The organism is Candidatus Tisiphia endosymbiont of Hybos culiciformis, assembly GCF_964030975.1.
Taxonomy (GTDB): domain Bacteria; phylum Pseudomonadota; class Alphaproteobacteria; order Rickettsiales; family Rickettsiaceae; genus Tisiphia.
On sequence record NZ_CAXIQH010000001.1, the window covers coordinates 677534 to 699142 of the forward strand.

The 21609-nt window shown below is 33.3% G+C and carries 25 protein-coding genes; 15 read left to right on the plus strand and 10 right to left on the minus strand.

Features of this window, described 5'->3' with window-relative positions; all coding sequences use genetic code 11:
• The first annotated feature begins 46 nt into the window (after positions 1-46).
• The 6 genes from ACQH2P_RS03595 to ACQH2P_RS03620 all read left to right on the plus strand — a co-directional run bounded on the left by ACQH2P_RS03595 (position 47) and on the right by ACQH2P_RS03620 (position 5979).
• Positions 47-1549: an Npt1/Npt2 family nucleotide transporter gene (locus tag ACQH2P_RS03595; protein WP_425364095.1), complete on the plus strand. Its 1503-nt coding sequence runs from the start codon at positions 47-49 to the stop codon at positions 1547-1549.
• 1 nt (position 1550) lies between these two features.
• Positions 1551-3218, plus strand: a complete 1668-nt coding sequence (locus ACQH2P_RS03600; RefSeq protein WP_425363040.1) for a hypothetical protein — start codon at positions 1551-1553, stop codon at positions 3216-3218.
• A gap of 23 nt (positions 3219-3241) precedes the next feature.
• Complete coding sequence (locus tag ACQH2P_RS03605) at positions 3242-4225, plus strand: polyprenyl synthetase family protein (RefSeq protein WP_425363041.1); 984 nt, start codon at positions 3242-3244, stop codon at positions 4223-4225.
• 319 nt (positions 4226-4544) lie between these two features.
• On the plus strand, positions 4545-5021 hold the full coding sequence (locus ACQH2P_RS03610) for a hypothetical protein (protein ID WP_425363042.1): 477 nt from the start codon (positions 4545-4547) through the stop codon (positions 5019-5021).
• Positions 5022-5086: 65 nt separating this feature from the next.
• Positions 5087-5527 carry a dUTP diphosphatase gene (dut, locus tag ACQH2P_RS03615; protein WP_425363043.1) on the plus strand — a complete coding sequence of 147 codons (441 nt, stop codon included), beginning with the start codon at positions 5087-5089 and terminating at the stop codon, positions 5525-5527.
• A 329-nt stretch (positions 5528-5856) separates the two neighbouring features.
• Positions 5857-5979, plus strand: coding sequence for a hypothetical protein (locus tag ACQH2P_RS03620; RefSeq protein ID WP_425363044.1), 123 nt, complete (start codon positions 5857-5859; stop codon positions 5977-5979).
• Positions 5980-6158: 179 nt separating this feature from the next.
• Here ACQH2P_RS03620 and rpsD read toward each other — a convergent pair whose 3' ends face one another.
• The 3 genes from rpsD to ACQH2P_RS03635 all read right to left on the minus strand — a co-directional run bounded on the left by rpsD (position 6159) and on the right by ACQH2P_RS03635 (position 8396).
• Positions 6159-6776 carry a 30S ribosomal protein S4 gene (gene rpsD, locus ACQH2P_RS03625; RefSeq protein WP_425363045.1) on the minus strand — a complete coding sequence of 206 codons (618 nt, stop codon included), beginning with the start codon at positions 6774-6776 and terminating at the stop codon, positions 6159-6161.
• A gap of 339 nt (positions 6777-7115) precedes the next feature.
• The gene (ccmA, locus tag ACQH2P_RS03630; protein WP_425363046.1) at positions 7116-7727 is read right to left on the minus strand and encodes a heme ABC exporter ATP-binding protein CcmA; all 612 of its coding nucleotides are present in this window, start codon (positions 7725-7727) and stop codon (positions 7116-7118) included.
• Positions 7728-8396, minus strand: coding sequence for a hypothetical protein (locus ACQH2P_RS03635; protein ID WP_425363047.1), 669 nt, complete (start codon positions 8394-8396; stop codon positions 7728-7730).
• Between the two features lie 361 nt (positions 8397-8757).
• Here ACQH2P_RS03635 and ACQH2P_RS03640 point away from each other — a divergent pair, with 361 nt between their 5' ends.
• Entirely contained in the window at positions 8758-8994 is a 237-nt protein-coding gene (locus ACQH2P_RS03640; RefSeq protein WP_425363048.1) for a hypothetical protein, read from the plus strand.
• Between the two features lie 29 nt (positions 8995-9023).
• On the opposite strand, the gene ACQH2P_RS03645 is transcribed toward ACQH2P_RS03640, so the two are convergent.
• Positions 9024-9266: a BolA/IbaG family iron-sulfur metabolism protein gene (locus ACQH2P_RS03645; protein ID WP_425363049.1), complete on the minus strand. Its 243-nt coding sequence runs from the start codon at positions 9264-9266 to the stop codon at positions 9024-9026.
• Between the two features lie 604 nt (positions 9267-9870).
• On the opposite strand from ACQH2P_RS03645, the gene rsfS reads away from it, so the two are divergent.
• From rsfS to ACQH2P_RS03665, 4 genes are all read left to right on the plus strand, one after another.
• On the plus strand, positions 9871-10200 hold the full coding sequence (gene rsfS / locus ACQH2P_RS03650; RefSeq protein WP_425363050.1) for a ribosome silencing factor: 330 nt from the start codon (positions 9871-9873) through the stop codon (positions 10198-10200).
• An 83-nt stretch (positions 10201-10283) separates the two neighbouring features.
• A complete protein-coding gene (locus ACQH2P_RS03655) occupies positions 10284-12023 on the plus strand; it encodes a cation:proton antiporter domain-containing protein (protein WP_425363051.1) in 1740 nt (579 codons plus the stop codon).
• A gap of 158 nt (positions 12024-12181) precedes the next feature.
• Positions 12182-12670 carry an SH3 domain-containing protein gene (locus ACQH2P_RS03660; protein ID WP_425364096.1) on the plus strand — a complete coding sequence of 163 codons (489 nt, stop codon included), beginning with the start codon at positions 12182-12184 and terminating at the stop codon, positions 12668-12670.
• 181 nt (positions 12671-12851) lie between these two features.
• Positions 12852-12983 (plus strand): hypothetical protein, encoded by a 132-nt coding sequence (locus ACQH2P_RS03665; protein ID WP_425363052.1) that lies wholly within the window; start codon positions 12852-12854, stop codon positions 12981-12983.
• 7 nt (positions 12984-12990) lie between these two features.
• Here ACQH2P_RS03665 and nuoE read toward each other — a convergent pair whose 3' ends face one another.
• The 6 genes from nuoE to ACQH2P_RS03695 form a co-directional block, all read right to left on the minus strand.
• The gene (gene nuoE / locus ACQH2P_RS03670; RefSeq protein WP_425363053.1) at positions 12991-13488 is read right to left on the minus strand and encodes an NADH-quinone oxidoreductase subunit NuoE; all 498 of its coding nucleotides are present in this window, start codon (positions 13486-13488) and stop codon (positions 12991-12993) included.
• A complete protein-coding gene (nuoD, locus tag ACQH2P_RS03675; protein ID WP_425363054.1) occupies positions 13485-14660 on the minus strand; it encodes an NADH dehydrogenase (quinone) subunit D in 1176 nt (391 codons plus the stop codon). The genes nuoE and nuoD overlap by 4 nt, the downstream gene beginning before the upstream one ends.
• Positions 14661-15141: 481 nt before the next feature.
• Entirely contained in the window at positions 15142-15393 is a 252-nt protein-coding gene (locus ACQH2P_RS03680) for a DUF3035 domain-containing protein (protein WP_425363055.1), read from the minus strand.
• Positions 15394-15993: a signal peptidase II gene (gene lspA / locus ACQH2P_RS03685; protein WP_425364097.1), complete on the minus strand. Its 600-nt coding sequence runs from the start codon at positions 15991-15993 to the stop codon at positions 15394-15396.
• 91 nt (positions 15994-16084) lie between these two features.
• Positions 16085-16645, minus strand: coding sequence for a hypothetical protein (locus ACQH2P_RS03690; protein ID WP_425363056.1), 561 nt, complete (start codon positions 16643-16645; stop codon positions 16085-16087).
• Positions 16646-16812: 167 nt separating this feature from the next.
• Complete coding sequence (locus ACQH2P_RS03695) at positions 16813-18177, minus strand: M23 family metallopeptidase (RefSeq protein ID WP_425363057.1); 1365 nt, start codon at positions 18175-18177, stop codon at positions 16813-16815.
• A gap of 485 nt (positions 18178-18662) precedes the next feature.
• Between ACQH2P_RS03695 and ACQH2P_RS03700 the strand changes: the two genes are divergently transcribed.
• From ACQH2P_RS03700 to ACQH2P_RS03715, 4 genes are read left to right on the plus strand one after another with little or no spacing between them, the layout of a single operon-like run.
• Positions 18663-19172 (plus strand): DUF2155 domain-containing protein, encoded by a 510-nt coding sequence (locus ACQH2P_RS03700; RefSeq protein ID WP_425363058.1) that lies wholly within the window; start codon positions 18663-18665, stop codon positions 19170-19172.
• A 12-nt stretch (positions 19173-19184) separates the two neighbouring features.
• On the plus strand, positions 19185-20636 hold the full coding sequence (locus tag ACQH2P_RS03705) for an O-antigen ligase family protein (RefSeq protein ID WP_425363059.1): 1452 nt from the start codon (positions 19185-19187) through the stop codon (positions 20634-20636).
• A gap of 56 nt (positions 20637-20692) precedes the next feature.
• The gene (locus tag ACQH2P_RS03710) at positions 20693-21067 is read left to right on the plus strand and encodes an NADH-quinone oxidoreductase subunit A (RefSeq protein WP_425363060.1); all 375 of its coding nucleotides are present in this window, start codon (positions 20693-20695) and stop codon (positions 21065-21067) included.
• Positions 21068-21071: 4 nt separating this feature from the next.
• Complete coding sequence (locus ACQH2P_RS03715) at positions 21072-21605, plus strand: NuoB/complex I 20 kDa subunit family protein (protein WP_425363061.1); 534 nt, start codon at positions 21072-21074, stop codon at positions 21603-21605.
• The last annotated feature ends 4 nt before the right edge of the window (positions 21606-21609 follow it).

Here is a 21609-nt window from a genome sequence, read left to right on the forward strand (position 1 = left end):
TTGCCATAGAGCTTTAAAAGGTTTAGGTAATTCTTTGTGTAATATAATGTTACCATTCAAAAATATTTTTTCTAAAATTCAGGAAATCATTTGGCCAATAGAGAAGGAAGAACTGAAACTTTTTCTACCTATGGCATTAATGATGCTGTGTGTTCTTTTTAATTTTGGTGCATTGAGATCCGTTAAAGACGGGTTAGTTGTGCCGTCAATGGGAGTAGAGGTCATCAGTTTTCTAAAACTTTGGCTTGTTCTGCCATCTTCTATATTATTCGCTGTATTCTATGTAAAACTCAGTAATCACATACGTTTTGAATATATTTTTTATATAATAATTTCAAGCTTTTTGTTATTCTTTCTGATATTTGCCTATGTCATTTATCCCAATCAGGAGTTTTATCATCCAAATGCTGAGCAGATAGAACATTTAGTATCTTTGTACCCTAATTTTCGGTGGTTTATCAAGATAATGGGTAAGTGGAGTTATGCTATCATGTATGTTTGTGCAGAATTATGGAGTGCAGTAATTATTAATCTAATGTTCTGGCAATTTGCTAATAATATTTTTGATACAAGTAAGGCGAAACGTTTCTATCCAATTCTGGGAATGGTAGGCAATGTTGGTCTAATTCTTGCTGGTAATGTGTTAGTAGCTTTCTCAAAAGTACAAGAATTATCTGATGCTCAAGTTATAATAAATGAAGATTTGCAATATAATTCAGAACTAATGCTACAACCGATTATTTCTATAATAGTATTTGCCGGTATAATTGCCATGTTGTTATTTAGGTTAATTAATTATCTTATTTTGAACGACAAGGGATTAAGGGCTGATTTTAAGGTAACTCAAATACAGGCAAAAACCTCCTTACCACTTCTGGATAGTATAAGGCTGATTATTAACTCAAAATATGTTGGGCGTATTGCTTTATTGATAATTTGTTATGGAACCCTTACTAATATAGTGGAAGGTCCGTGGAAAGCTAAAGTAAGAGAGCTTAATCCCAATACGTTAGATTATATAAATTTTATGGGTAGGTTTAATATTTGGATGGGAATTTCCTGCGTTACTTTTATGATAGTTGGCAGTAATGTGATTAGGAAGTTTACTTGGTTAATTTCAGCATTATTAACACCTTTAATGTTTTTGATAACTGGCTTAATGTTTTTTATTTTTGTTATTTTCTCAGAAGATATAGGTTGTGGTATCAAAGACTTTAATCCAATTTATGCTGCTGTAATTATTGGAGGAATACAAAATATTTTAAGTAAATCAACTAAATATTCGTTATTTGATTCAACAAAGGAAATGGCATATATTCCTTTATCATTAGAACTTCGAACAAAAGGTAAAGCTGCTGTTGAGCTTACTAGTACTAAATTTGGTAAATCTTTAGGAGCTTTTATTCAATCTTTTATATTTATTATGGTGCCTACTGCCACATGTGACTCAATAGTAATTTATTTACTAACAATTTTTATTATTATAATTATTTTATGGTTTTGGGATATAGTACAATTAAACCGTGAATATGTAAAATTATGTAATTAGCATGCGAAAAACGTTAATATATATATCAGTAATAATTGCTGTAGTCCTTTTGATTTATACCATTTCTTGGTTCTTAATTATTGGTTCTATAGCTGGTAAGATTAATCAACAATATGGTAACCGTGACATTGCTGCTAATACGATAAATAGTGAACGAAAATATTTTGTTAAATTTAAGAAAATTACCAGCTATGGCTTTCCATTTAAAATTGCCTTTCAAATAGTTGGTTGGCGTGAAGAGGGGGAGAATAGTATAATTGAATTTCATACCCCGATTTATATAGGTTATGACTTACTAAAACAAGCGTGCTTTATCACTTATTCTGGTAACGCAACAGGTCGTTATAAACCTATTCAATTGGGCTTTGGTGCAAAATTCGAAAGTGATAATTATTCTTTTATAGCAAAGCTTCCTTTAAGCTTTAAGTTATTTAAGATTTTCATGCAAAAAAAAGATCCGTTTGAAATTATCAATTTTGTTAAAAAGTTGGAATTAACATCTGACAAAACTAAAATCTTTGATTTATTTGACCAACAGAAACTATATGATGAAGATCATACAATCATTTCATTTTCACTAGAAAAGAAAAAATATTATACTGATCTAGAAGATTTTAAAAATAATGTGCCGCAAAAATTAAATATTACTTATTCAACGAACATCTTAGAAAGTAATATTATTAACAGAAGGATACCAGCCGGTCTTTTATTATATAGATTTGCTTGGCCAATACCTTTTAGTTTTGAAGGTAAGTTTTATATAAAAACAAATAAATCTGTATATAGTGAATTTGCTAACGATTTAGAAATAAAAATGATATCAAGCAAGTTTTCAAGCAATGTTCAAGACTTTTTGACTAGTTTCTTATATCAAAATAGAGAAGAAGAAGGTAATCGTGCTAGCCACCTTAAGGTTAAATCAAAAATTGATTTGAAATCAGGATTTTCCGATAATATATTAAATTCTATCCAGTATTTATTACCCTATATGTCAGCACTTCCTAATAATTCATCGTTAATGGAAGAATTACAGTATATTAATGCTAATAAAGATAAATTCAATTTAACTGAATTAGAAAATCATCAATATATTTTTGATTTAGATATAAATTTTTTTGCTAGAACAAAAGATGTAATGAGAGCTCAAATTAATAATCTTAGTTTATTTTCTAATAATACTGGATTCCGGTTGTCAAGTGAATGCAAGCTAAATTCATTTGGGCAGTTTGATATTAATGGTCTTGTGGTCGTCAATAATTATTTAAAAGTAACTGATATTATAACCAATTACTTGTTAAATTTAGGTAGATTTAAAACATTTTCAGAAGATAGTCGTATGGTATACAAAGAGGGTATCAAGTATTTTGTGAAAACTGTATCAGATCATCCCGATTCTAATTCAGGTGACATAAGTTTTGAGTATAAATTAGATTCCAATAATATAGAAAAAGGAAAAATTGGCACAGTCGATCTTAATAAGTTTTTACCATTATATTATCTAGCATTATACAAAAAAGCCTCGGAAAAAATACGAGTTGGTGATATTATAACAGAAAGAATAGAAGAGCTAATACCTGATTTCAATGAGCATCAAAAGTTGTTAAAACAGTTAATGGTTCAACCTTTTTTGGAAACTGACAGTGATGTTTGGCAGGAGAATATAAAATAAAAATTAGAAAATAGAGACGTAAATTGGATACTATAAAAATAATACATAAAGACTTAAGCAAAGAACTTTCTGCATTGAATAAGCTTATTATAAGCCACTTAGCTACCAAAGAGGAGCTAGTTAGCGTAATAGGTAAATATTTGCTAGAATTTGGTGGAAAGAGAATCAGACCATTACTAACAATCTTAACTAGTAAAATGTTTGGTTATGTAGGGGAAGATAATATAAAGCTTGCTGGGGCTGTAGAGTTTATTCATGCAGCAACTTTACTGCATGACGATGTAGTAGATGAAAGTACTATGAGAAGATCCAAACCTACTGCTAACGTTATTTGGGATAGCAAGGCTAGTATTCTAGTGGGGGATTTCTTATTTAGCCAATCATTTCAGCTAATGGTCGATACAAAATCTATTAAAGCAATGAAATCTTTATCAAGAGCTTCAGCAATTATATCAGAAGGAGAGGTCTCGCAACTGGTGAAATTGAATCAGCGAAGAATTATTGATGAAACGGAATATAATGAAATAATTATGGCAAAAACTGCAGAATTATTTGGTGTATCTTGCGAAGCAGGGGCAATTATTTCTGGTCAATCTAACGAAATTTGTGAGATTTTACAAAAATTTGGTAGATATTTAGGAAATATTTTTCAAATCATTGATGATTTATTTGATTATTTGGGAGATAGTTGTGATCTTGGTAAGAATATAGGTGATGATTTTTTAGAGGGAAAAATAACTCTACCACTAATTTTCTTATATAAGAAGCTTGATGATCAGTGGCAGTTAAAAATTCAAGAAATGATTAAGGCAGATAATAGATCTGAAAGTGAGTTTAAACTAATACGAGATTTGATGATAGAACATTGTATTAAGCAACAAATTATCGACTATTTAGCATCTATTAACAATGAAGCTAGTAATTTGTTAAAGCAAATTCCCATACAAAATATTTATAAAGAACATTTAGCTTCTTTATTAGAATTTACTTTAAACAGATCTTATTAGAAAGGAGTAGGGGAGCCAGGGCAGTTTAAAAGTCGCAATCAATGATATAAAATACTAGATTATAGAAACGAATAACCGTCATCGCGAGCCACGAAGTGGCGTGGCGATCCAAATAAACAGCTTGCTATTTTATTTTTGCCGTTGCAATTTTTTGGATTGCCGTGTCGTAGCGAAGCGGCTCCTCGCAATGACGTTTATGCATTTCTTAAAACAGATTCTTATATCATTAGTTGCGACTTTTAAACTGCCCTGGGCGGTAATAATGAATATTGACATATAATGCAAATATGGCTATAATTTATCCTTTGACTTTCCTAATGTGATAAACATTAATAGTGCTAATACTCTAACAGATAGAAAACAAAGAATGTTTAGTAAATACATAGTTAATAGTTGTCTTTTTATTATAATGATAATTTTATCTAGCTGCTCTGTATACAAAGCTGCTTCTAATGAGGGGGTTTCAATATCAGATATAAGGCAATGCCAAATGAAAGGTTGTTTTCTGTCTCATGGTATGGAAATAGTTGATCGTCATCAAGAGGAAAATGGAAAATATATGGAAACATACAGGGCTATAGCAAGAAAATCTGGTGCGAATTATTTAAGAGCTGCTGGACATGGAGTGCTTGACGTTATGACTCTTGGATTGTGGGAAGTGGCAGGTACTCCAGTTGAAGGGGCTATATCTAATAATCGAGGTTATATTACAGCCAGGGTTACTTATCCATATAAAGAGGCAGACAAACTTGAAAAAATCGAAATTTATGATGCCAATGGTAATATGGTTAAGTAAAAGTCTAACTATGTTCGCAGAATCTAATCAACCTGATCAATATCATTTTAAAAAATATCATCTTTATGGACATTAAAATTAAAAGATTAGAGCATTCTGTAGCTCTTTTGCCTGGTTATGCGACCGAGCAGAGTAGTGGTATGGATCTGATGGCAGCGAATATTGAGCCAATAACTATAAAATCACAAGAAATAAAGTTAGTACCCACGGGAATTTGTATAGCCTTGCCTAGTCATTTAGAAGCTCAAATCAGACCAAGATCAGGTTTAGCACTAAAACACGGCATTACTGTACTAAATTCACCTGGTACAATTGATGCCGACTATCGTGGTGAGATAAGGGTAATTTTAATTAATCATGCTAAAGAAGATTTTGTAATTGAGCGTGGCATGAAAATTGCCCAGATGGTGATTTCTAGATATGAGCAGATATTATGGGACGAGGTGGATTTATTAGATGAAACACCTAGAGGGGCTGGTGGATTTGGCTCGACTGGAAAATTTTAAATAATTGTTCCGCTAAAAGTCTAAAAACACAACATCTATTACGTTAAAACAAAAGATGTGTACTCTCGAGTAGGTGGGAATACGCAATCATAGTACCATACATTTTTTATTCTATCGTAAAAATAGCAAAAAATTATAAGGATATTATGCTACACAAGCGTCATTGTGAGGGGGTGTAAGCGACGAAGTAAGTTGTCATTCCCGCAGGGGGGGCGGTCCCGGGGATCTAGATACCGCGCTGAAGCATGGATGACAAGCTTGGTACTGTGATTAGGTTATAAAAACTTTGTGAATCCATAAGGTTTTTGACAAAATAGGGTGAAAATCTTATGGATTTTGATGTGATTTTTAACCGCAAACATGTATTACCTCTCATACCTACAGCCTTTTTGACGGAGCGACTAGATACCTGCTTTCGCAGGGATGACAAGTTAAACCTCGCGGGCGTATGACACAAAACAGGATTGCTTCATCGCTTAAAGTAGCTCTTCGCAATGACAGTTAGAGAACAGCTTTTTTCCTTAAATTGGTACATTATGTCGAATTACACTTTCACTACAAAATAAAAAATGTTAAGATACTATGTACACAATAGACTTACCTAAGTAAGTCTATCAGAGTCTTGGGCTCGCTATCTTGAATAAAGCTCAATTACTAAATGTACTTCTGGTTCGAAAGGGTATGGAACATCAGAAATTACAGGGATTCTAACAAATTTACCAGACAATGAATGAGCATCAAAAGTGAGATAACCTGGCACGGTATTTTCTTGTTTACTAGCTGTTTCAAGTATTACAGGAATTTGTTTTGCTGATTCCTTTAGCTCAATGACATCCCCTTCTTTTAGCCTCATGCTTGGGATATCAACCTTTTTACCATTCACCTTAATGTGACCATGTGTAACAAATTGTCTTGCAGCAAAAATCGTTGGGGCAATATTCATTCTGTATATAACAGCATCAAGCCTTCTTTCTAATAGACCTATAAAATTTTCACCAGTATTACCTTTCATTTTTTGTGCAAGAGTAAAGGTGTTTCTAAATTGTTTTTCGTTAATCCGACCATAATGACACTTAAGCTTTTGTTTAGCTTTCAAGTGTACACCATAATCAGAAGTTTTAATCATACTATTCTGACCATGTTGACCAGGGCGGTAGTTTCTTGTATTGAAGGCATCTTTGCTATCGCCCCACAAGCTCACACCAAGCCTTCTGCTTGCTTTGTATTTAGAACTAATAATTTTTGTCACGCTCTATAATCTCATAATTTTGACATTAACATATACATTAAAATATACATATTTAAACGACTAAAGTCAACCCTCATTTCTTGAAATATCAAACAGGGCAATTTAAAAGTCGCAACTAATAGTAAAAAAGCCAGTTTTATTTAGGTGAGTAGTCGTCATTGCGAGGAGCCGCAAAGAGGCTACGCGGCAATCCAAAAATTGCAGCGGTAAAAATAAAACAGCAAACTGTTTATTTGGATCGCCACGCCACTTCGTGGCTCGCGATGACAACCACTTGTTTCTGTAATTTAGTATTTCTGTCATTAGTTGCGACTTTTAAACTGCCCTGAATATCAAAAGTTATTTGCTCAAGAATGGATAATCCTCAAGATTGATTATTTGTGCTGACTTAATATCTATATTAGAGTGAGAGGTAAGCAAAATAATCCCACCGTTATTTGCTTTTGAAATAATCAAGCTATATAGTAATTCTTTATTTTCTTGATCTAGATTTGCTTCTACTTCATCCAATAACCATAAATTTGATTGGCAAGCAATGAGTTTTGCTAAGGCAACTTTTTTTTGGTTACCAGCAGAAAGCCTGTAACATTTCTCATGCAAAATATTATATAATTTGAAATAGTATATCGAAGACTCTAATGTTTCAAGGGAATCATAAATTGTAGACCAGAATTTTAAATGTTCTAATACAGTTATTTGAGATTTTAATCCAAGATTATGACCAATATAAGTACAATAAGGTTTTTTTAAATATTTACAGTTTAATGATCTATATACAACACTACCACTTGTTGGATACTGTAAATTACTGACCATTCTGAGTAATGAAGTCTTTCCGCAACCATTGGCTCCTTGTAGATAAACTATAGATGATGGCAAACAAGTCACACTGATATTAGTGAAGATACTTCTTTGGTCTATAATAAGAGTGACTTGCTCAAATGATAGCATTTACACTTGCTGAACATTCATATGGAGGTCTGTAGCCATAAGTTCTACTGAATCTACATCATCAAGTTTTAATGTAATGGTGTTTGTTACAGGGGCAATAAGATTTGAGAAATCTAACCATGTTTCTGAATTTGGGTTTGGTTTTACTTGTGATCCATTACAATATTTCTTGTAGATATAGATATAGATATAGATAGCAGTAGCTAGTAGCCCGCTCCCTGCAGTTATAGCTGATAGATATGACCACCACTGTTGATTAGGGGGGTACTCTTGGGCAGAATGTATTGCTGTTTCAGTAGAAGTTTCTTCAAGTACATTAGTAGAAGTTTCCTCAGCTGTAGTGGTAGAAGTTGTCTCAGAAGGGGGAGCTTCAGTAGAAATTTCTTCAAGTACATTAGTAGAAGTTTCCTCAGTTGTAGTGATAGAACTTGTCTCAGGTGTGTTTAAAGGGGAAGAGCTTTCATTATAGCTCTGCAATTCAGGCAACTTGTCAAATTCTTCTAAAGAATGTTCGTTCGAAGATAAATCTTCATACTTCTTCACAGCATTGTCTAATATTTTTGCATTATGCTCCAATTCTTCTAAAGAATTGTTGGAACCTAATTTATTATACGGTGTACTTAAAGGTATATCCCCATTTGTACTATAATAATGATCGCTAGTGATCATATTGAAGTGGTTGTCTGCATTATTGGTCTGTATAGGGAATGCACCAGCTAAACGTGAGGCTGAAGCAAGTATAGCAAGAGATTTGAAAGAGAGAATTTTCATAAAAATTGTTTCCTATTTTAAATATATTGCATTAATGTTTAATCTAATACTGTAGTTAAAATAAACCATTTACTATAATAAATAAATTTTTTTGTAGAAGTCAAGGCTTAATTGCAGTTATTTCATATAAAAAGTGAAAAAAGATGCTAAAAAGTTTTTATATAATTTACTTAGAAAAGCTTAGTACTAGACATTGGCTCATAAGGGCTACGGGCTAAAATATATAAAATATTAAATATAGTTATGCTCATAGGATTAGGTGATAAAGAACATAACGATTGTAAGTTGTCATTCCCGCGAAGGCGGGAATCTAGATACCTGCTTTCGCAGGTATGACACAAAGTTTGTATCACCTAATTCAATAGGTTTCACTATATACAATTTGTATTTTTATGTAATTCGTCTAAACCCCTTATATTACAAGGGGTTAGTAGGTAAATTTTGCTACCTTCGTGCAATATTCAGGCTATTTTTTTACTTGAATACAATAAATTAGGGTCTGTGATCGACTTGTTAAGGCATTGCCTAAAAGTTAAAAGGGCTGATAGTTTTGATAGTGATAGCATGTAATTTATTATTATCCAATATTTCTGCTAAAGCTTTTTTTACCATCTTGTGCTGATTAATGAGACTGATTCCAAGAAAAGCATCATCTTGTATCTCTAAGGAATAATGATCCTGATCCCCAACTAGATCAATGATTTTTATTTTGGCATTTGGAAAACTATAACGTATAATCTTTTCAAGTTCTGTAATAGATATTGCCATTTTCCTTAAACTTTTTGTACAAAATACATCAAAAATTTATAGCCTGCAATCTTTAAATTATTTGCAAAATTGTCATATAAATATTAGACTTCCTGCAGAAGTCGCTTGTGCTGAGAGATTTGAAGGAGACGCTTCCCCCCCGAACCGCAGCGTATTCTAAGGTACGCGAGGATTCGAGTACCTCACCATTGTTCAAATCACCAGCAGAAGTAGAGTTTTGCAGGAAGTCTATTGGCGTTTTAGGAGATTCATTTAATCTAGGAGACTGTCGTAGATGACTAAAGTAATTCTATATTTGGCTCTTTTTGGTTGCGAATAAACATGATTTTCTTGAAATAGGTACACTATTCCTGCGAAAATCCTATTTATTCTCGCCGAAAAATAGCTCAAAATATAATTACTTTAGTCATCTACGACAGTCTCCTAGCTCTCAATTTGTTTAGAATATATACAAACAAATATTTTACTCTACTTGAGTTTTAATAGTTTTATCAAGAATGTTAAGACAAACATTGATAAAAAGCAAACTAGCAATATAATAACATATCGTGGAATTGTGCTAAAAATGTCATCATTTTAGATTCAAAAAAACAAAAGGATAATTATGATAGAAAATATTGAACTATTAAAAGAGTTCGTCGTTAAATGTTTAGAAGAAAAAAAAGCGGAAGATATAGTTGTAATAGATATAAAGCAAAAAACCACATTAGCTGAATATATTATTCTTGCAAGCGGACGTTCAACTAAAAATGTCGGGGCAATTGCTGAATATTTATCTTTAGAGCTAAAACATCAGGCTAATATCAGTACTAATATTGAAGGGCTTGAAAAATCTGAATGGGTGTTAATAGATGTTGGAGATATATTAGTTAATATTTTCTACCCAGAAACTAGAGAGCATTTTAAATTGGAAGAGATGTGGAAAAAAAAATAAATTAAAAATCTTAGGTTTTTTACTGAAAACTACTTAGTGTAGTTAAAAAATAATGTATAAATACTTCTGAAGAAAAGGTGTAAATGGGAGAGCATATTCTTGTCAATATTATAATTTTATTAGGAACTGCTGTATTTGTTGTAGCAATACTGAAACGTCTTAACCTAAGTCCTGTTTTGGGATATTTAATTGCCGGAGCAGTAATTGGTGACCATGGATTTAGGATTGTAACCTATGATCAAACAAAATTACTAGGAGAATTAGGAGTAGTTTTCTTGCTTTTTGCTATAGGTTTAGAATTATCTTTTGAAAGATTAAAGGTAATGAGGCGATATGTATTTGGTCTTGGCTCGCTACAAGTATTAACAACCACTATAATAATTGCTGCCGCTGTTGCTTTAATTAGTGGTAATAGTGGTGCTGCAATTATTATTGGGGGGGGGCTTGCTTTATCCTCAACGGCACTTGTCATGCAAGTTATTGAGGAGAGTCGTAGCCAGGCGACTCAATTGGGTCGTATATCCCTAGCTATCTTGTTATTACAAGACTTAGCAGTTGTACCTCTACTAGTTATTGTACCGCTATTTGCTAGTGATAGTAAAGCTTCTTTAGCATCAGCTCTGGGAATAGCTCTGCTTAAGGCTATCATTGCTCTATTTGCCATATTTATTGCAGGTAGAGTATTGCTAAGACCTTTATTTGGGTTCATTTCATCAGAAAATGGTGATATAAACGAGCTGCCAATTTCCATGACTTTATTGGTAGTTCTATCTGCTGCTTGGGCAACAGAATATTTTGGTCTATCACTTCCTCTGGGAGCCTTTGTGGCGGGGGTTTTAGTCGCAGAAACAGAGTTTCGATTACAAGCGGAAGAAAGTATATATCCTTTCAAAAGTTTATTGTTAGGACTATTTTTTATGAGCGTTGGTATGAATATTGATGCACAAGAAATATATGCTCAGATATCAACTATCCTAACTTGCTCTGTTGCCTTGATCATGGTAAAAACATTAATTATTACCGCCTTTTGTATCTTATTTGGCTTTAATCGGGGAGTGGCTTTGCATGCTGGTTTATTGTTATCACAGGGTGGAGAATTTGCTTTTATCTTATTCGGTCTTGGTAAAGAAAGTGGTGTTATTGAAGAGAGTACTGCCAATGTGCTTTTATTAGTGGTGACATGTACCATGGCACTAACTCCATTACTGGCAATTTTAGGAAGGAAACTTGCTGAGAAACTTGATAAACAGCTTGGGAAAACTCCAATACAAATTATAGAACTTGGGGCAAGAGATTTAACAAACCATATAATAATTGCCGGTTTTGGTAGTGTTGGTAAGATGGTAGCATTAGTATTAGAAGCTGAAGGGATCAATTATATAGCACTAGATGTTAATGACGAAATTGTCAAAGAAGAAACAGCTAATGGATTTCCAGTTTTTAGGGGAGATGTATCGCAAATTGATACGCTAAAAGCCGTTGGAGCAGAAAGGATTTTAACCCTAGTACTTACAATGAATAATAAGGTTACCATCAAAAAGTCTCTTAGAACGATCTCAAGTAATTTTCCAGATCTTGAAGTTATTGTAAGATTAAAAAATCTACAAAATGCTAGAGAATTTTATGATGCTGGGGCAACCACAATCATCCCAGAAAATTACGAGACTGGTTTGCAACTTGGTGGAACAATTCTGAAATTTATTGGTCTTAGTGAATATGAAATAAATCGGATCAAAGGGCAATTTAGATCAGGTAATTATGTAATAGCTAAACGAGATGACGCATTGCATGAATTGGAAGAAAATGACTCAGAGAAATACTAGGAGGAAATTTGAATAGAACCGAGTCACAATGCTTGTCATCCCCGTGTAGGTGGGAATCTATAATATTTCAATACTTTCTAGGTGATGTTTTAGATACCCGCCTACGCGGGGATGACAAACCCATAGATTTTATTCAAAATTCCTTACCTAGGCTACCCATGGTAATCAAATTACCTCTATATATCGGAAGTATACTTATCTTGACCGTTATACCTTTGCTAACAAAAGCGGATAACCAGAAATTGCCTATACCCAGATTTGCCTCGATAAAGGCTAATGAGGTAAATGCTAGAGTTGGTCCTACGATCAGAGCCCCTATAGAATGGGTATTTATTAAAAAGGGAGAACCAATAGAAATTATTGCAGAATATGAACAATGGAGGCAAATCCGTGACATAAAAGGAGAGGGGGGTTGGGTACATTCGAGCGTATTATCCGGTAAAAGGTCGGTGATTGTGGTAAGTCCAGAGTTGGTAATTCTTACTAGAGTAGCTGATGATCCAAGTAAAGTTGTTGCAAAAGTAAGTAATCATGTCCGTTGCTTACTTAATAAATGCAAAAAAGATCATTGCCAAGTACGTTGTAAAAATTGTACTGGATGGCTGCCTAAGAAGCTATTGTGGGGAGTCTATAAGGATGAATGTTAAAGACAATAATAGACTTACCTAGGCTTTGTCAAAAAGCCTAGAGATATTATAGATTTCCGCTTTCGCGGGAATAACATCATAAGTACCCTGCATTTTTTATTTTGTAGTGAAAGTGTAATTCGACATAATGTATCAATTTAAGAAAAAAAACCGATCTCTATAGTTATGCTCATAGGATTAGGTGATAAAGAACATAACGATTGTAAGTTGTCATTCCCGCGAAGGCGGGAATCTAGATACCTGCTTTCGCAGGTATGACACAAAGTTTGTATCACCTAATTCAATAGGTTTCACTATATCTTTAGACTTTTGACGGGGGGCTAAGTAAGGCTATCAATTAACTTAATCATTCCTTCTTCATCTAAATCTTCAAAAAAATCATCATTGATTTGGACAATTGGGGCATTAACGCAAGCTCCCAAACATTCAACTTCTGTAAGGCTAAACTTTTTATCACTGGTTAGCTCACCGAAATTAATAGCAAGTTTCTTCTTACAGATAGTAGCAATTTTATCGCTACCCCTTAGCCAACAGGGGGTAGTACCACAAATTTGTATGTGATATCGCCCCACTGGCTGTAGATTAAACATGGTATAGAATGTTGCAACTTCATATGCTCTGATGAAAGGCATATTTAGAAAATTTGCTACATACTCTATCGATGCTTTAGGTAACCAACCATTCATTTGCCGTTGGGCAAGATCAAGTAGCGGTAGGATAGCACTTTTTTGTTTATTTTCAGGATATTTCTTAATAATATTCTGAGCTTTTTTTAAGTTCTCATCATTAAAACTAAAATTTAGTGGTTCATCATTCATCGGTCAATTTCTCCAAAAACAATATCAAGACTGGCAATAATAGTTACCACATCTGCCATCAAATATCCTCTTGACATGAAGTCTAGACCTTGCAGATGAGCAAATCCAGGGGCTTTAATACGGCATCTATAGGGTTTGTTGCTTCCATCAGAGTATAAATATACACCAAACTCGCCTTTTGGGGCTTCAACAAATCGATATATTTCTCCTTGTGGCACGTCATATCCTTCAGTGTAAAGTTTAAAATGATTAATCATTGCTTCCATCGATTCTTTCATTTGCTCTCTTGATGGCGGAGCAATTTTAGGGTCATCAGTTTTAATGCTACCCTCTGGTATTTTCTCAAGACATTGTTGTATAATTTTAAGCGATTGATACATTTCTTCAATGCGAACCAAATATCTATCATAACAATCACCATTTTTGCCAATTGGGATATCAAAATCTAATTCATCATATACATCATACGGATTGGTTTTTCTGAGATCCCAGGCAATACCTGAACCTCGCAATACTGGACCAGAAAACCCCCAATCCATAGCTTCTTTTTGGCTTACTACTCCGATATCTACTAGACGTTGTTTCCAAATTCTGTTGTCATTTAACAAAGTTTCAACATCTTGTAATTTTTTAGAAAATTGTTGAATAAAAACATCAATATCTTCTAATATACCATCTGGTAAATCTTGGGAAACGCCACCAGGTCTGAAATAATTTGCATGCATTCTAGAACCAGATACACGCTCATAAAATTCCATAATTTTTTCACGTTCCTCAAATAACCACAATAAAGGTGTAGTAGCCCCAACATCCAGAGCTTGGGTTGTGATATTAAGTATGTGATTAAGGATACGGGTAAGTTCAGAGAATAATACTCGAATAAATTGAGCTCGTCTTGGCACTTCGCAGCCAAGCAATCCTTCAACCGCTAAGGCAAAAGCGTGTTCTTGACACATCGGTGATACGTAATCTAATCGATCAAAATATGGTATAGCTTGTAGATATGTTTTATACTCAATTAATTTCTCAGTACCACGATGCAGTAAGCCAATATGTGGATCTGCCTTATTGATTACCTCACCATCCATTTCTAAGATTAATCTTAAAACCCCATGGGTAGCTGGATGCTGTGGACCAAAATTCAGCACAACATTTTTATTATTATCACTCACCTTATTTTAAACTCCGGCAATTGTTATTTCTCTATATCTTTGAGTATATACCAAAATTTCTGTCCACTAAGTGAAAAAGCGAAAAAATTATATAATTAGTCTTGTGAGGAACACCGTAGATCAACTAAGCAATCCTGTTTTGTGTCATCCATGCGAAGGTAGGGTTCCAGATTCCCGCCGCAGGCTAGGAATGATACAACTTACAATGGATTGCCACTACACTCACGTGGTCTCGCAATGACAGAGGCACTTTTACCAAAAATACGTCATTGCGAGAAGACCGTAGGTCGACGAAGCAATTGTAAGTTGTCATTCCCGCGTAAGCGGGAATCTAGATACCTGCTTTCGCAGGTATGACAAAAAATTGCTTCTTCGGCTCACGTCTCCTCGCAATGACGCCAATTATTTTTCCGCAACTTTTAAAACTACCATGATAACCTCTAAACCCGCTCTACCTTCTAATTTTCGACAGTCGTGGGTATTACTTTTCTATTTCCTCTATGAGAGCTTGTTCACCATCATTAAGAGTTTTTGCAGAAGGCGTTTTAAGGCTTTCTTTATCTTTCTTTTCAATAGCCGGTAAGTCATAGTGGGGTGGCATTTCTAAAGTTTTATTACGCTCGACCCTGTATTCATTGGGGCCAGGCGTCACTATCCCTATTGTCTCTTTTATTTTTTTACCGCATGCAGACAACATTATTACAGTAACAAATAACCAAAAAATTTTACGCACTCAATCTCCTTTTAAATTTATATTTTCCTTAAAACCAAGCTCACGGATCCTATCTGCTTCAGCTTGTATCATAGTGTGATTATATTTAATATTTTGTTGTTGTTCAATAATTTTCTTGGTTTTATAATAATCATGTAACAAGAATATTACACCTAATGAAATGAAACTATCAGCTAGATTAAATATTGCAAAACCAAAATCTTCATAATGAAAATAAATAAAATCAAACACTGCCCCATTAACAAAACGATCAATCAAATTACCAATAGCACCACCAATGATAAAGCTATAACCAACAAAGCCTGTCATTGTCTTACATTTTAATAAGAGATACCATAAATATATTATAAGAGCAGAATTAACAACTGTAAAAAACATATTACTATACTGATAATAATTTCGCAGCAGTCCAAAACTAATACCATGGTTCCAGCTATAAACTATATCTAAAAAGCTTGTCACTTTTAGTGTTAGACCAATCTTACCCCTTAGATAATTTATAAACCACCATTTTACTAATTGATCTATAATCACCAATTTAATAACTATACGGCTATTCTGACGAATAATTAGTAATATCTTTTTTAATGTTAATGGTATATGCATATTACAAACAAACTTACCGTAAGTAACGGTTATTAAGTTAAAAAATAGCAAGTTGCTGATAAGTTTCCAGCAGTCAACAACATGTCTATTTTTCTAAAATAGAATAAGGAGAAATTAAAGACGATTTGTCCTTTGGTTGATCAAAAATATCTTTTTCTTTAAATCCTAGTGTAACATGAAAGTCCTGTGTAGGTAGATTAAAATGTTGTCTTAAATTAGCAGCATTTTGACTTTGACATACTAAAAAATAGGCCTCGTTATCTGCTTCTCGAACATTCCCGATACCAAAGCACCTAATACTTATAGGATATCCTATAAAATTTGATAAATCTTTATTCAAGACGCTGTACTCATCAGGTCTAATTATAGTCACATGATACATTCCCGAATCACGCTTTTGTTGATTCTGCGTGTATTTTTTGTAATCTTCGGGTGAGAGAATGGTTTTTAAATGTGTTAAGTACGGCTCTATAACATCCTTAGGTATAGACCCTTTGAGATAGTTTCGTCCAGTATTGCTGTCAGCTTCACGCTGTATAGAGGAATTAAGAGAGAAATCTGCGTAACAGTTCCCAATAGAAAACATTAGTACAAGAAAAGGTAATATTTGCATAAAAAAATCCATAATCATATATAATCCTATCATACATTTTCATTTCAGATAAGTACATATTCTTTTGTTTTTTTATTTAATTCTCAATTTTATCTTTTTCCTTAAGTACCTCTGCTCGTTTTTTCTATATTCTTCTATATAGCTACCAGAGTAGCATTTGTCTATTGCCCTAACGGAAAAGATGTCATTCTAGGAGACTGTCAGAGAAATTTTACTCCTGAACTTTCAGCAATTTCTGACTTATTATCAAGCTCACTACTTAAAGATCTTATCTTACTTTTAAATTGTTTAAATTGTGCTAATTGCTTGCCAGTAAGTTCTATACCAGGAGTAGATTTAACATGCATGGGGTTTACGTTCTTACCATTTATTTTAACTTCATAATGTAGATGGTATCCGGTAGTTATACCAGTATTACCGACAAACGCAATAACTTGCCCTTGTTTTACTATACTTCCTGGTTTAAGATTTTTAGCAAAATTAGAAGCATGGGCATAAGCAGTTGATAAATTTTGACTATGTTTGATCTGTATAAATTTTCCATAACCAGATTTCCAGCCTATTTCAGTTATCACCCCGTTGCCTGCCGCATAAATTGGCGTACCAATTGGAGCAGCAAAATCAACACCTTTGTGCATTTTGGTATAACCTAAAGTAGGATGATGCCTATTACCATAATGTGAAGAAATTCTAACTAATTTGACAGGTGTTCTAAGCAAACTTCTTTTGACACTTTTACCATCTTCAGAAAAGAAATCATGATTATTTGGTGTATTATTTGGAGAATATCGAAAAATATTATACTCCTTACCGGATAAATTAAGTGATACATGTAAAACCTTACCATGATGGGAAAATTTACCATCTTTGGTAACAAATTTTTCGGTTATAACAGTTACAGTGTCACCACTTTTAATTTGACGTTGAAAATCAATTTGATAACTATACGAGTTGATCATTTCAATTATACTGTTACTTGATAACCCTAACGATTTTAAAGCTGACATAAAGTTTGAATTAATAACTACTGACGATTTGGTTAATAGTTTATTGAAAGATTTGGTTATGTCTCTTGCAAAAAAATCTTCATCTTCTCTAATAATTTCTAACGATTTAATCTTATCATAAGCTATAGTTAGTTTATTCAATGTACGGGACTCAGAAGCAAGATCTTCATCATCTTGTTCAATAATTTTTATTTCATAATCAAAAACCAGTTGCTGCCCTATCTTCAGAGAAGATTCAATATTTTTGTCTTTTGCTATTTTTACAATTTGAGTTATTTCTTTATTTGGAATTTGTTGGTGCAAAAGTATTGCCTTTAATGTATCACCTTTTTTGACCGTAACAATTTGGGATATTTCATCCGATAGTTCTTTTAAGGACTCAACTGTTTCTGGTTCTGCTATGGTGATTGACATAGTATCATTAACGAATTTATTGATCGATGAAGATACAAAAGTAGCAAAACCCATAAAAATAAATATAGAAAAGTACGAAAAACCAGTCCTAAATTTAGAGTTGATTCTTGGGTTTGTTAATATAAGGCGGATAATAGCTTGCATTAAGTCTTACTCACGTAATTATTTGTATGATGTACAGTAAAAAACAAAATCATCCTGTCAAGAATATAAAAAAGTCTATTTAGTTCCCATACTGTAATAGGGATAATATCCTCAATTTAAATGACTATAGTTGGATAGCTAATTCTATTAATATCTATCCATAGTAAACTGCCGTCATTCCGAGAAGGCGTAAGCCGACGAAGCAATTGTAAGTTGTCATTCTTAGCAACGGCGGGAGTCTAAGATACCTGCTTTTGCAGGTATGACACAAAACAGGATTGCTTCGTCGCTACTAAAGTAGCTCCTCGCAATGACATCTGTGAGTTTAGCGTAATGTTAGTTGGGTTAGCTATACATAGTTACCCTACCAATATGGAGTATAGAAAAATAAATTACAATAAAAAAAATTATAAATTTTTACATATACAATTTTACTACAAGGTAGTATAACTACCAATCCAAGTACAACTAATTGTTATTTTCGAATGCTACAGAAATTAATGAAGCACCTTATATTTCCCAGTATAATGGTGGTTCTATGCATTATTGCTCCTTATGGGCAAGCTGAAGATACTGTTCAAGATATAGAATTCTTCGATACTACCGATGAGGATAGTAACGAGTTAGAAATTAACGACAATAAAATTAACGACAATAGCTTACCCAATATACCAAATAATGCTGAAAATTCAGAATTAAAAACTTGCCCTTTAGGTAAGATTGTCACTTTAAATAAAATTACTGCAACATCAAAGGAGATGTTATTAAAACCTAATGAACCACAATATTTTGGTAATATTCAAATTAAACTTCATAAATGTATAAAAAATCTCGATCCTTATAATAGGGATAATTATATGCTATTAACCATTACAGAGCATAAGATTGATGAAGACCCTATGTTAATTTTCCAAGGATGGCTTATCTCATCAAGCATTTCAGTTTCCACCTTTGAACACCCAATTTATGAAATTTTTGCTAAAGATTGTTTATAAGGATATTTAAGAATGATACAATCCCTGTTTTACATTCTAGTAATGCTATTTCCAGCAGTTGGATTAATTGCTGGTTTTTCTGCGGCAGTAATAGTTCCTATCTGGTTATTAACTATATTAATTGCTTTGTCAGATAAAATATTTATTAATTTGCCATATGCCACTATTAAAAAAACTTTGTTATCCAAGTGGAAATTGGAAATATTATTTGCTCTTTGGTGTCTTGTAACAAATTTTTATTCACTTAATTATCCTGCCTCTTTACTTAATTATCTACAAGTTTTTTTAATTGTTTTAATAGGATTTATCGTAAATAGCCATATTGACAAATTACCTATCAATGTAAGTAAAATAAAAATATATTTTATTTTAGGAATAGTAGTTGCAATTGCTCTATTCTTTATAGAATACTCATCTCACGGTATCATCACAAGAACCTTCCGTGCTATTTTTCAGCCAAAATCTTCCGGTCAGTTCTTTTTATTTATTCTTGATCGAGGGTGTTCTTTATTGTCAGTTCTTTCCTGGCTGCTTATTGCTATACTGATACTATATCATAAATATCTATTAGCACTAATATATTATCTATTAATTTTTTATTTATTATCTATCTCTGATAGTCTGGCAAGCTTCTTAGCATTTACCATAGGTGGGTTAGTATTTTTAACAAATAGATTGTTAGCATCCAAATCACTACAATCTATTTTTTTGAAATTATTTACCTTTGCTATGATAACCAGTTCAATAATGATGCCGATAATTGCCTATAAAATACAACCACATTATGCATCAGATCATTATGCTAAGTTTCTGCCGGATTCTGCCAAGCATCGTGTGTTTATTTGGCACTTTGTTGCTGAACAAATTATCAAAAAACCAATTTTAGGCTATGGATTTGCTTCGTCAAGAAATTTTAAAATTGATAAAGAACAAATGGTTAGTTATCACCAATGGACTTGGTCACCTTTTCCTCTGCACCCGCATAATAATATAATGCAAATTTTATTTGAGACGGGCTTAATCGGTTTGATACTATTTTTATCTTTAATTTATAAATATATTCAAAAAATTAGTAATATAAGCTTAGTGCAGTCCCCTAAAAGTGCTAAGATGAATCTAACTGGTAAGGAAATAGATATAGATACGTTAAATTACAAGTCTGTTGCCTATGCTTGCTTTATAAATTATTATATAATAGGTATGATTTCATTTAATATTTGGCAAATATGGTGGGTGTGCAGTGCCTTTGGAGCGGTTATTTTGCTTAAATTGCTATTACGTCGAGCAACGACAAATTGTCATTGCGAGGAGCCACTTTACTCACAGCTGTTGAAAGTTAGAAGGGGAAGCGGTTTTAGATATCTTCCGTCATTGCGAGAAGACCGTAGGTCGACGAAGCAATCCATAAAAATAACCAAAAATGGATTGCTTCGTCGGCTCACGCCTCCTCGCAATGACGTCTGAGATATCTAGAACTTATTCGGGTTAGCTATATGTTTACTCTATTAAGGTAATTACTAATGTTGGAAACATCACACATATTACAGGAATATTTGCCTATAGCGGTATTTTTTGCTATAGCAGCAGTTTTGTCGTTGATAATAGTTACATTACCGAGGCTTTTGAGTCCTCGGAAATATAATAAGGCTAAGCTGGATAGTTATGAATGCGGATTTGAGCCTTTTAGTGATGCTAGAAGCAAATTTGATGTACGTTTTTATCTAGTAGCTATTTTATTTATTATTTTTGATTTAGAAGTAACTTTTTTGATGCCATGGGCTATTACGCTTGGAAAAATTGGTAAATTTGGTTTTTTTTCAATGATGTTTTTCTTATTCGTACTTACCATTGGTTTTATATATGAATGGAAAAAAGGAGCCTTAGATTGGGAGTAATGACATGAAAGAAGAAATAGATTTATATGATCAAGATAAGCTACTTGCAGAAGAAATCTCAAATCGGGGCTTCCTGATAACTAAACTCGATGATTTGCTCGGCTGGGCTAGATCTAATTCACTTTGGCCTATGAGCTTTGGTCTTGCCTGTTGTGCAGTAGAAATGATGCAAGCTGCTTCTAGCCGTTACGATATGGATCGTTTTGGTATGTTATTTAGACCCAGCCCACGTCAATCTGATCTAATGATAGTTGCAGGAACCTTAACTAATAAGATGGCTCCAGCTCTTAGAAAAGTTTATGACCAAATGACTGAGCCTAAATGGGTTCTGTCAATGGGAAGCTGTGCCAATGGTGGTGGCTATTACCATTATTCCTACTCGGTAGTACGTGGTTGTGATCAAATCGTTCCGGTAGACGTATATGTACCAGGTTGTCCTCCGACTGCAGAGGCTTTGATTTACGGCTTAATGCAGCTACAAAGGAAAATTAGAAGGACTACTAGGTTTCATGAAGGAATTTTGAATAAAACTTACTAAGGTA

What these genes read in the sequence shown, in the direction of transcription:
- ccmA (WP_425363046.1), bottom strand. Translation starts at nt 7,727, where the DNA reads ATGCTATCATTTGAGCAAGTCACTCTTATTATAGACCAAAGAAGTATC.
- nuoE (WP_425363053.1), bottom strand. Translation starts at nt 13,488, where the DNA reads ATGAATGATGAACCACTAAATTTTAGTTTTAATGATGAGAACTTAAAA.
- ACQH2P_RS03710 (WP_425363060.1), top strand. Translation starts at nt 20,693, where the DNA reads ATGTTGGAAACATCACACATATTACAGGAATATTTGCCTATAGCGGTA.
- dut (WP_425363043.1), top strand. Translation starts at nt 5,087, where the DNA reads ATGGACATTAAAATTAAAAGATTAGAGCATTCTGTAGCTCTTTTGCCT.
- ACQH2P_RS03655 (WP_425363051.1), top strand. Translation starts at nt 10,284, where the DNA reads ATGGGAGAGCATATTCTTGTCAATATTATAATTTTATTAGGAACTGCT.
- ACQH2P_RS03660 (WP_425364096.1), top strand. Translation starts at nt 12,182, where the DNA reads ATGGTAATCAAATTACCTCTATATATCGGAAGTATACTTATCTTGACC.
- ACQH2P_RS03600 (WP_425363040.1), top strand. Translation starts at nt 1,551, where the DNA reads ATGCGAAAAACGTTAATATATATATCAGTAATAATTGCTGTAGTCCTT.
- ACQH2P_RS03645 (WP_425363049.1), bottom strand. Translation starts at nt 9,266, where the DNA reads ATGGCAATATCTATTACAGAACTTGAAAAGATTATACGTTATAGTTTT.
- ACQH2P_RS03620 (WP_425363044.1), top strand. Translation starts at nt 5,857, where the DNA reads ATGGATTTTGATGTGATTTTTAACCGCAAACATGTATTACCTCTCATA.
- ACQH2P_RS03705 (WP_425363059.1), top strand. Translation starts at nt 19,185, where the DNA reads ATGATACAATCCCTGTTTTACATTCTAGTAATGCTATTTCCAGCAGTT.
- ACQH2P_RS03635 (WP_425363047.1), bottom strand. Translation starts at nt 8,396, where the DNA reads ATGATCACTAGCGATCATTATTATAGTACAAATGGGGATATACCTTTA.
- rsfS (WP_425363050.1), top strand. Translation starts at nt 9,871, where the DNA reads ATGATAGAAAATATTGAACTATTAAAAGAGTTCGTCGTTAAATGTTTA.
- ACQH2P_RS03695 (WP_425363057.1), bottom strand. Translation starts at nt 18,177, where the DNA reads ATGCAAGCTATTATCCGCCTTATATTAACAAACCCAAGAATCAACTCT.
- ACQH2P_RS03690 (WP_425363056.1), bottom strand. Translation starts at nt 16,645, where the DNA reads ATGATAGGATTATATATGATTATGGATTTTTTTATGCAAATATTACCT.
- ACQH2P_RS03715 (WP_425363061.1), top strand. Translation starts at nt 21,072, where the DNA reads ATGAAAGAAGAAATAGATTTATATGATCAAGATAAGCTACTTGCAGAA.
- ACQH2P_RS03595 (WP_425364095.1), top strand. Translation starts at nt 47, where the DNA reads ATGTTACCATTCAAAAATATTTTTTCTAAAATTCAGGAAATCATTTGG.
- ACQH2P_RS03700 (WP_425363058.1), top strand. Translation starts at nt 18,663, where the DNA reads ATGCTACAGAAATTAATGAAGCACCTTATATTTCCCAGTATAATGGTG.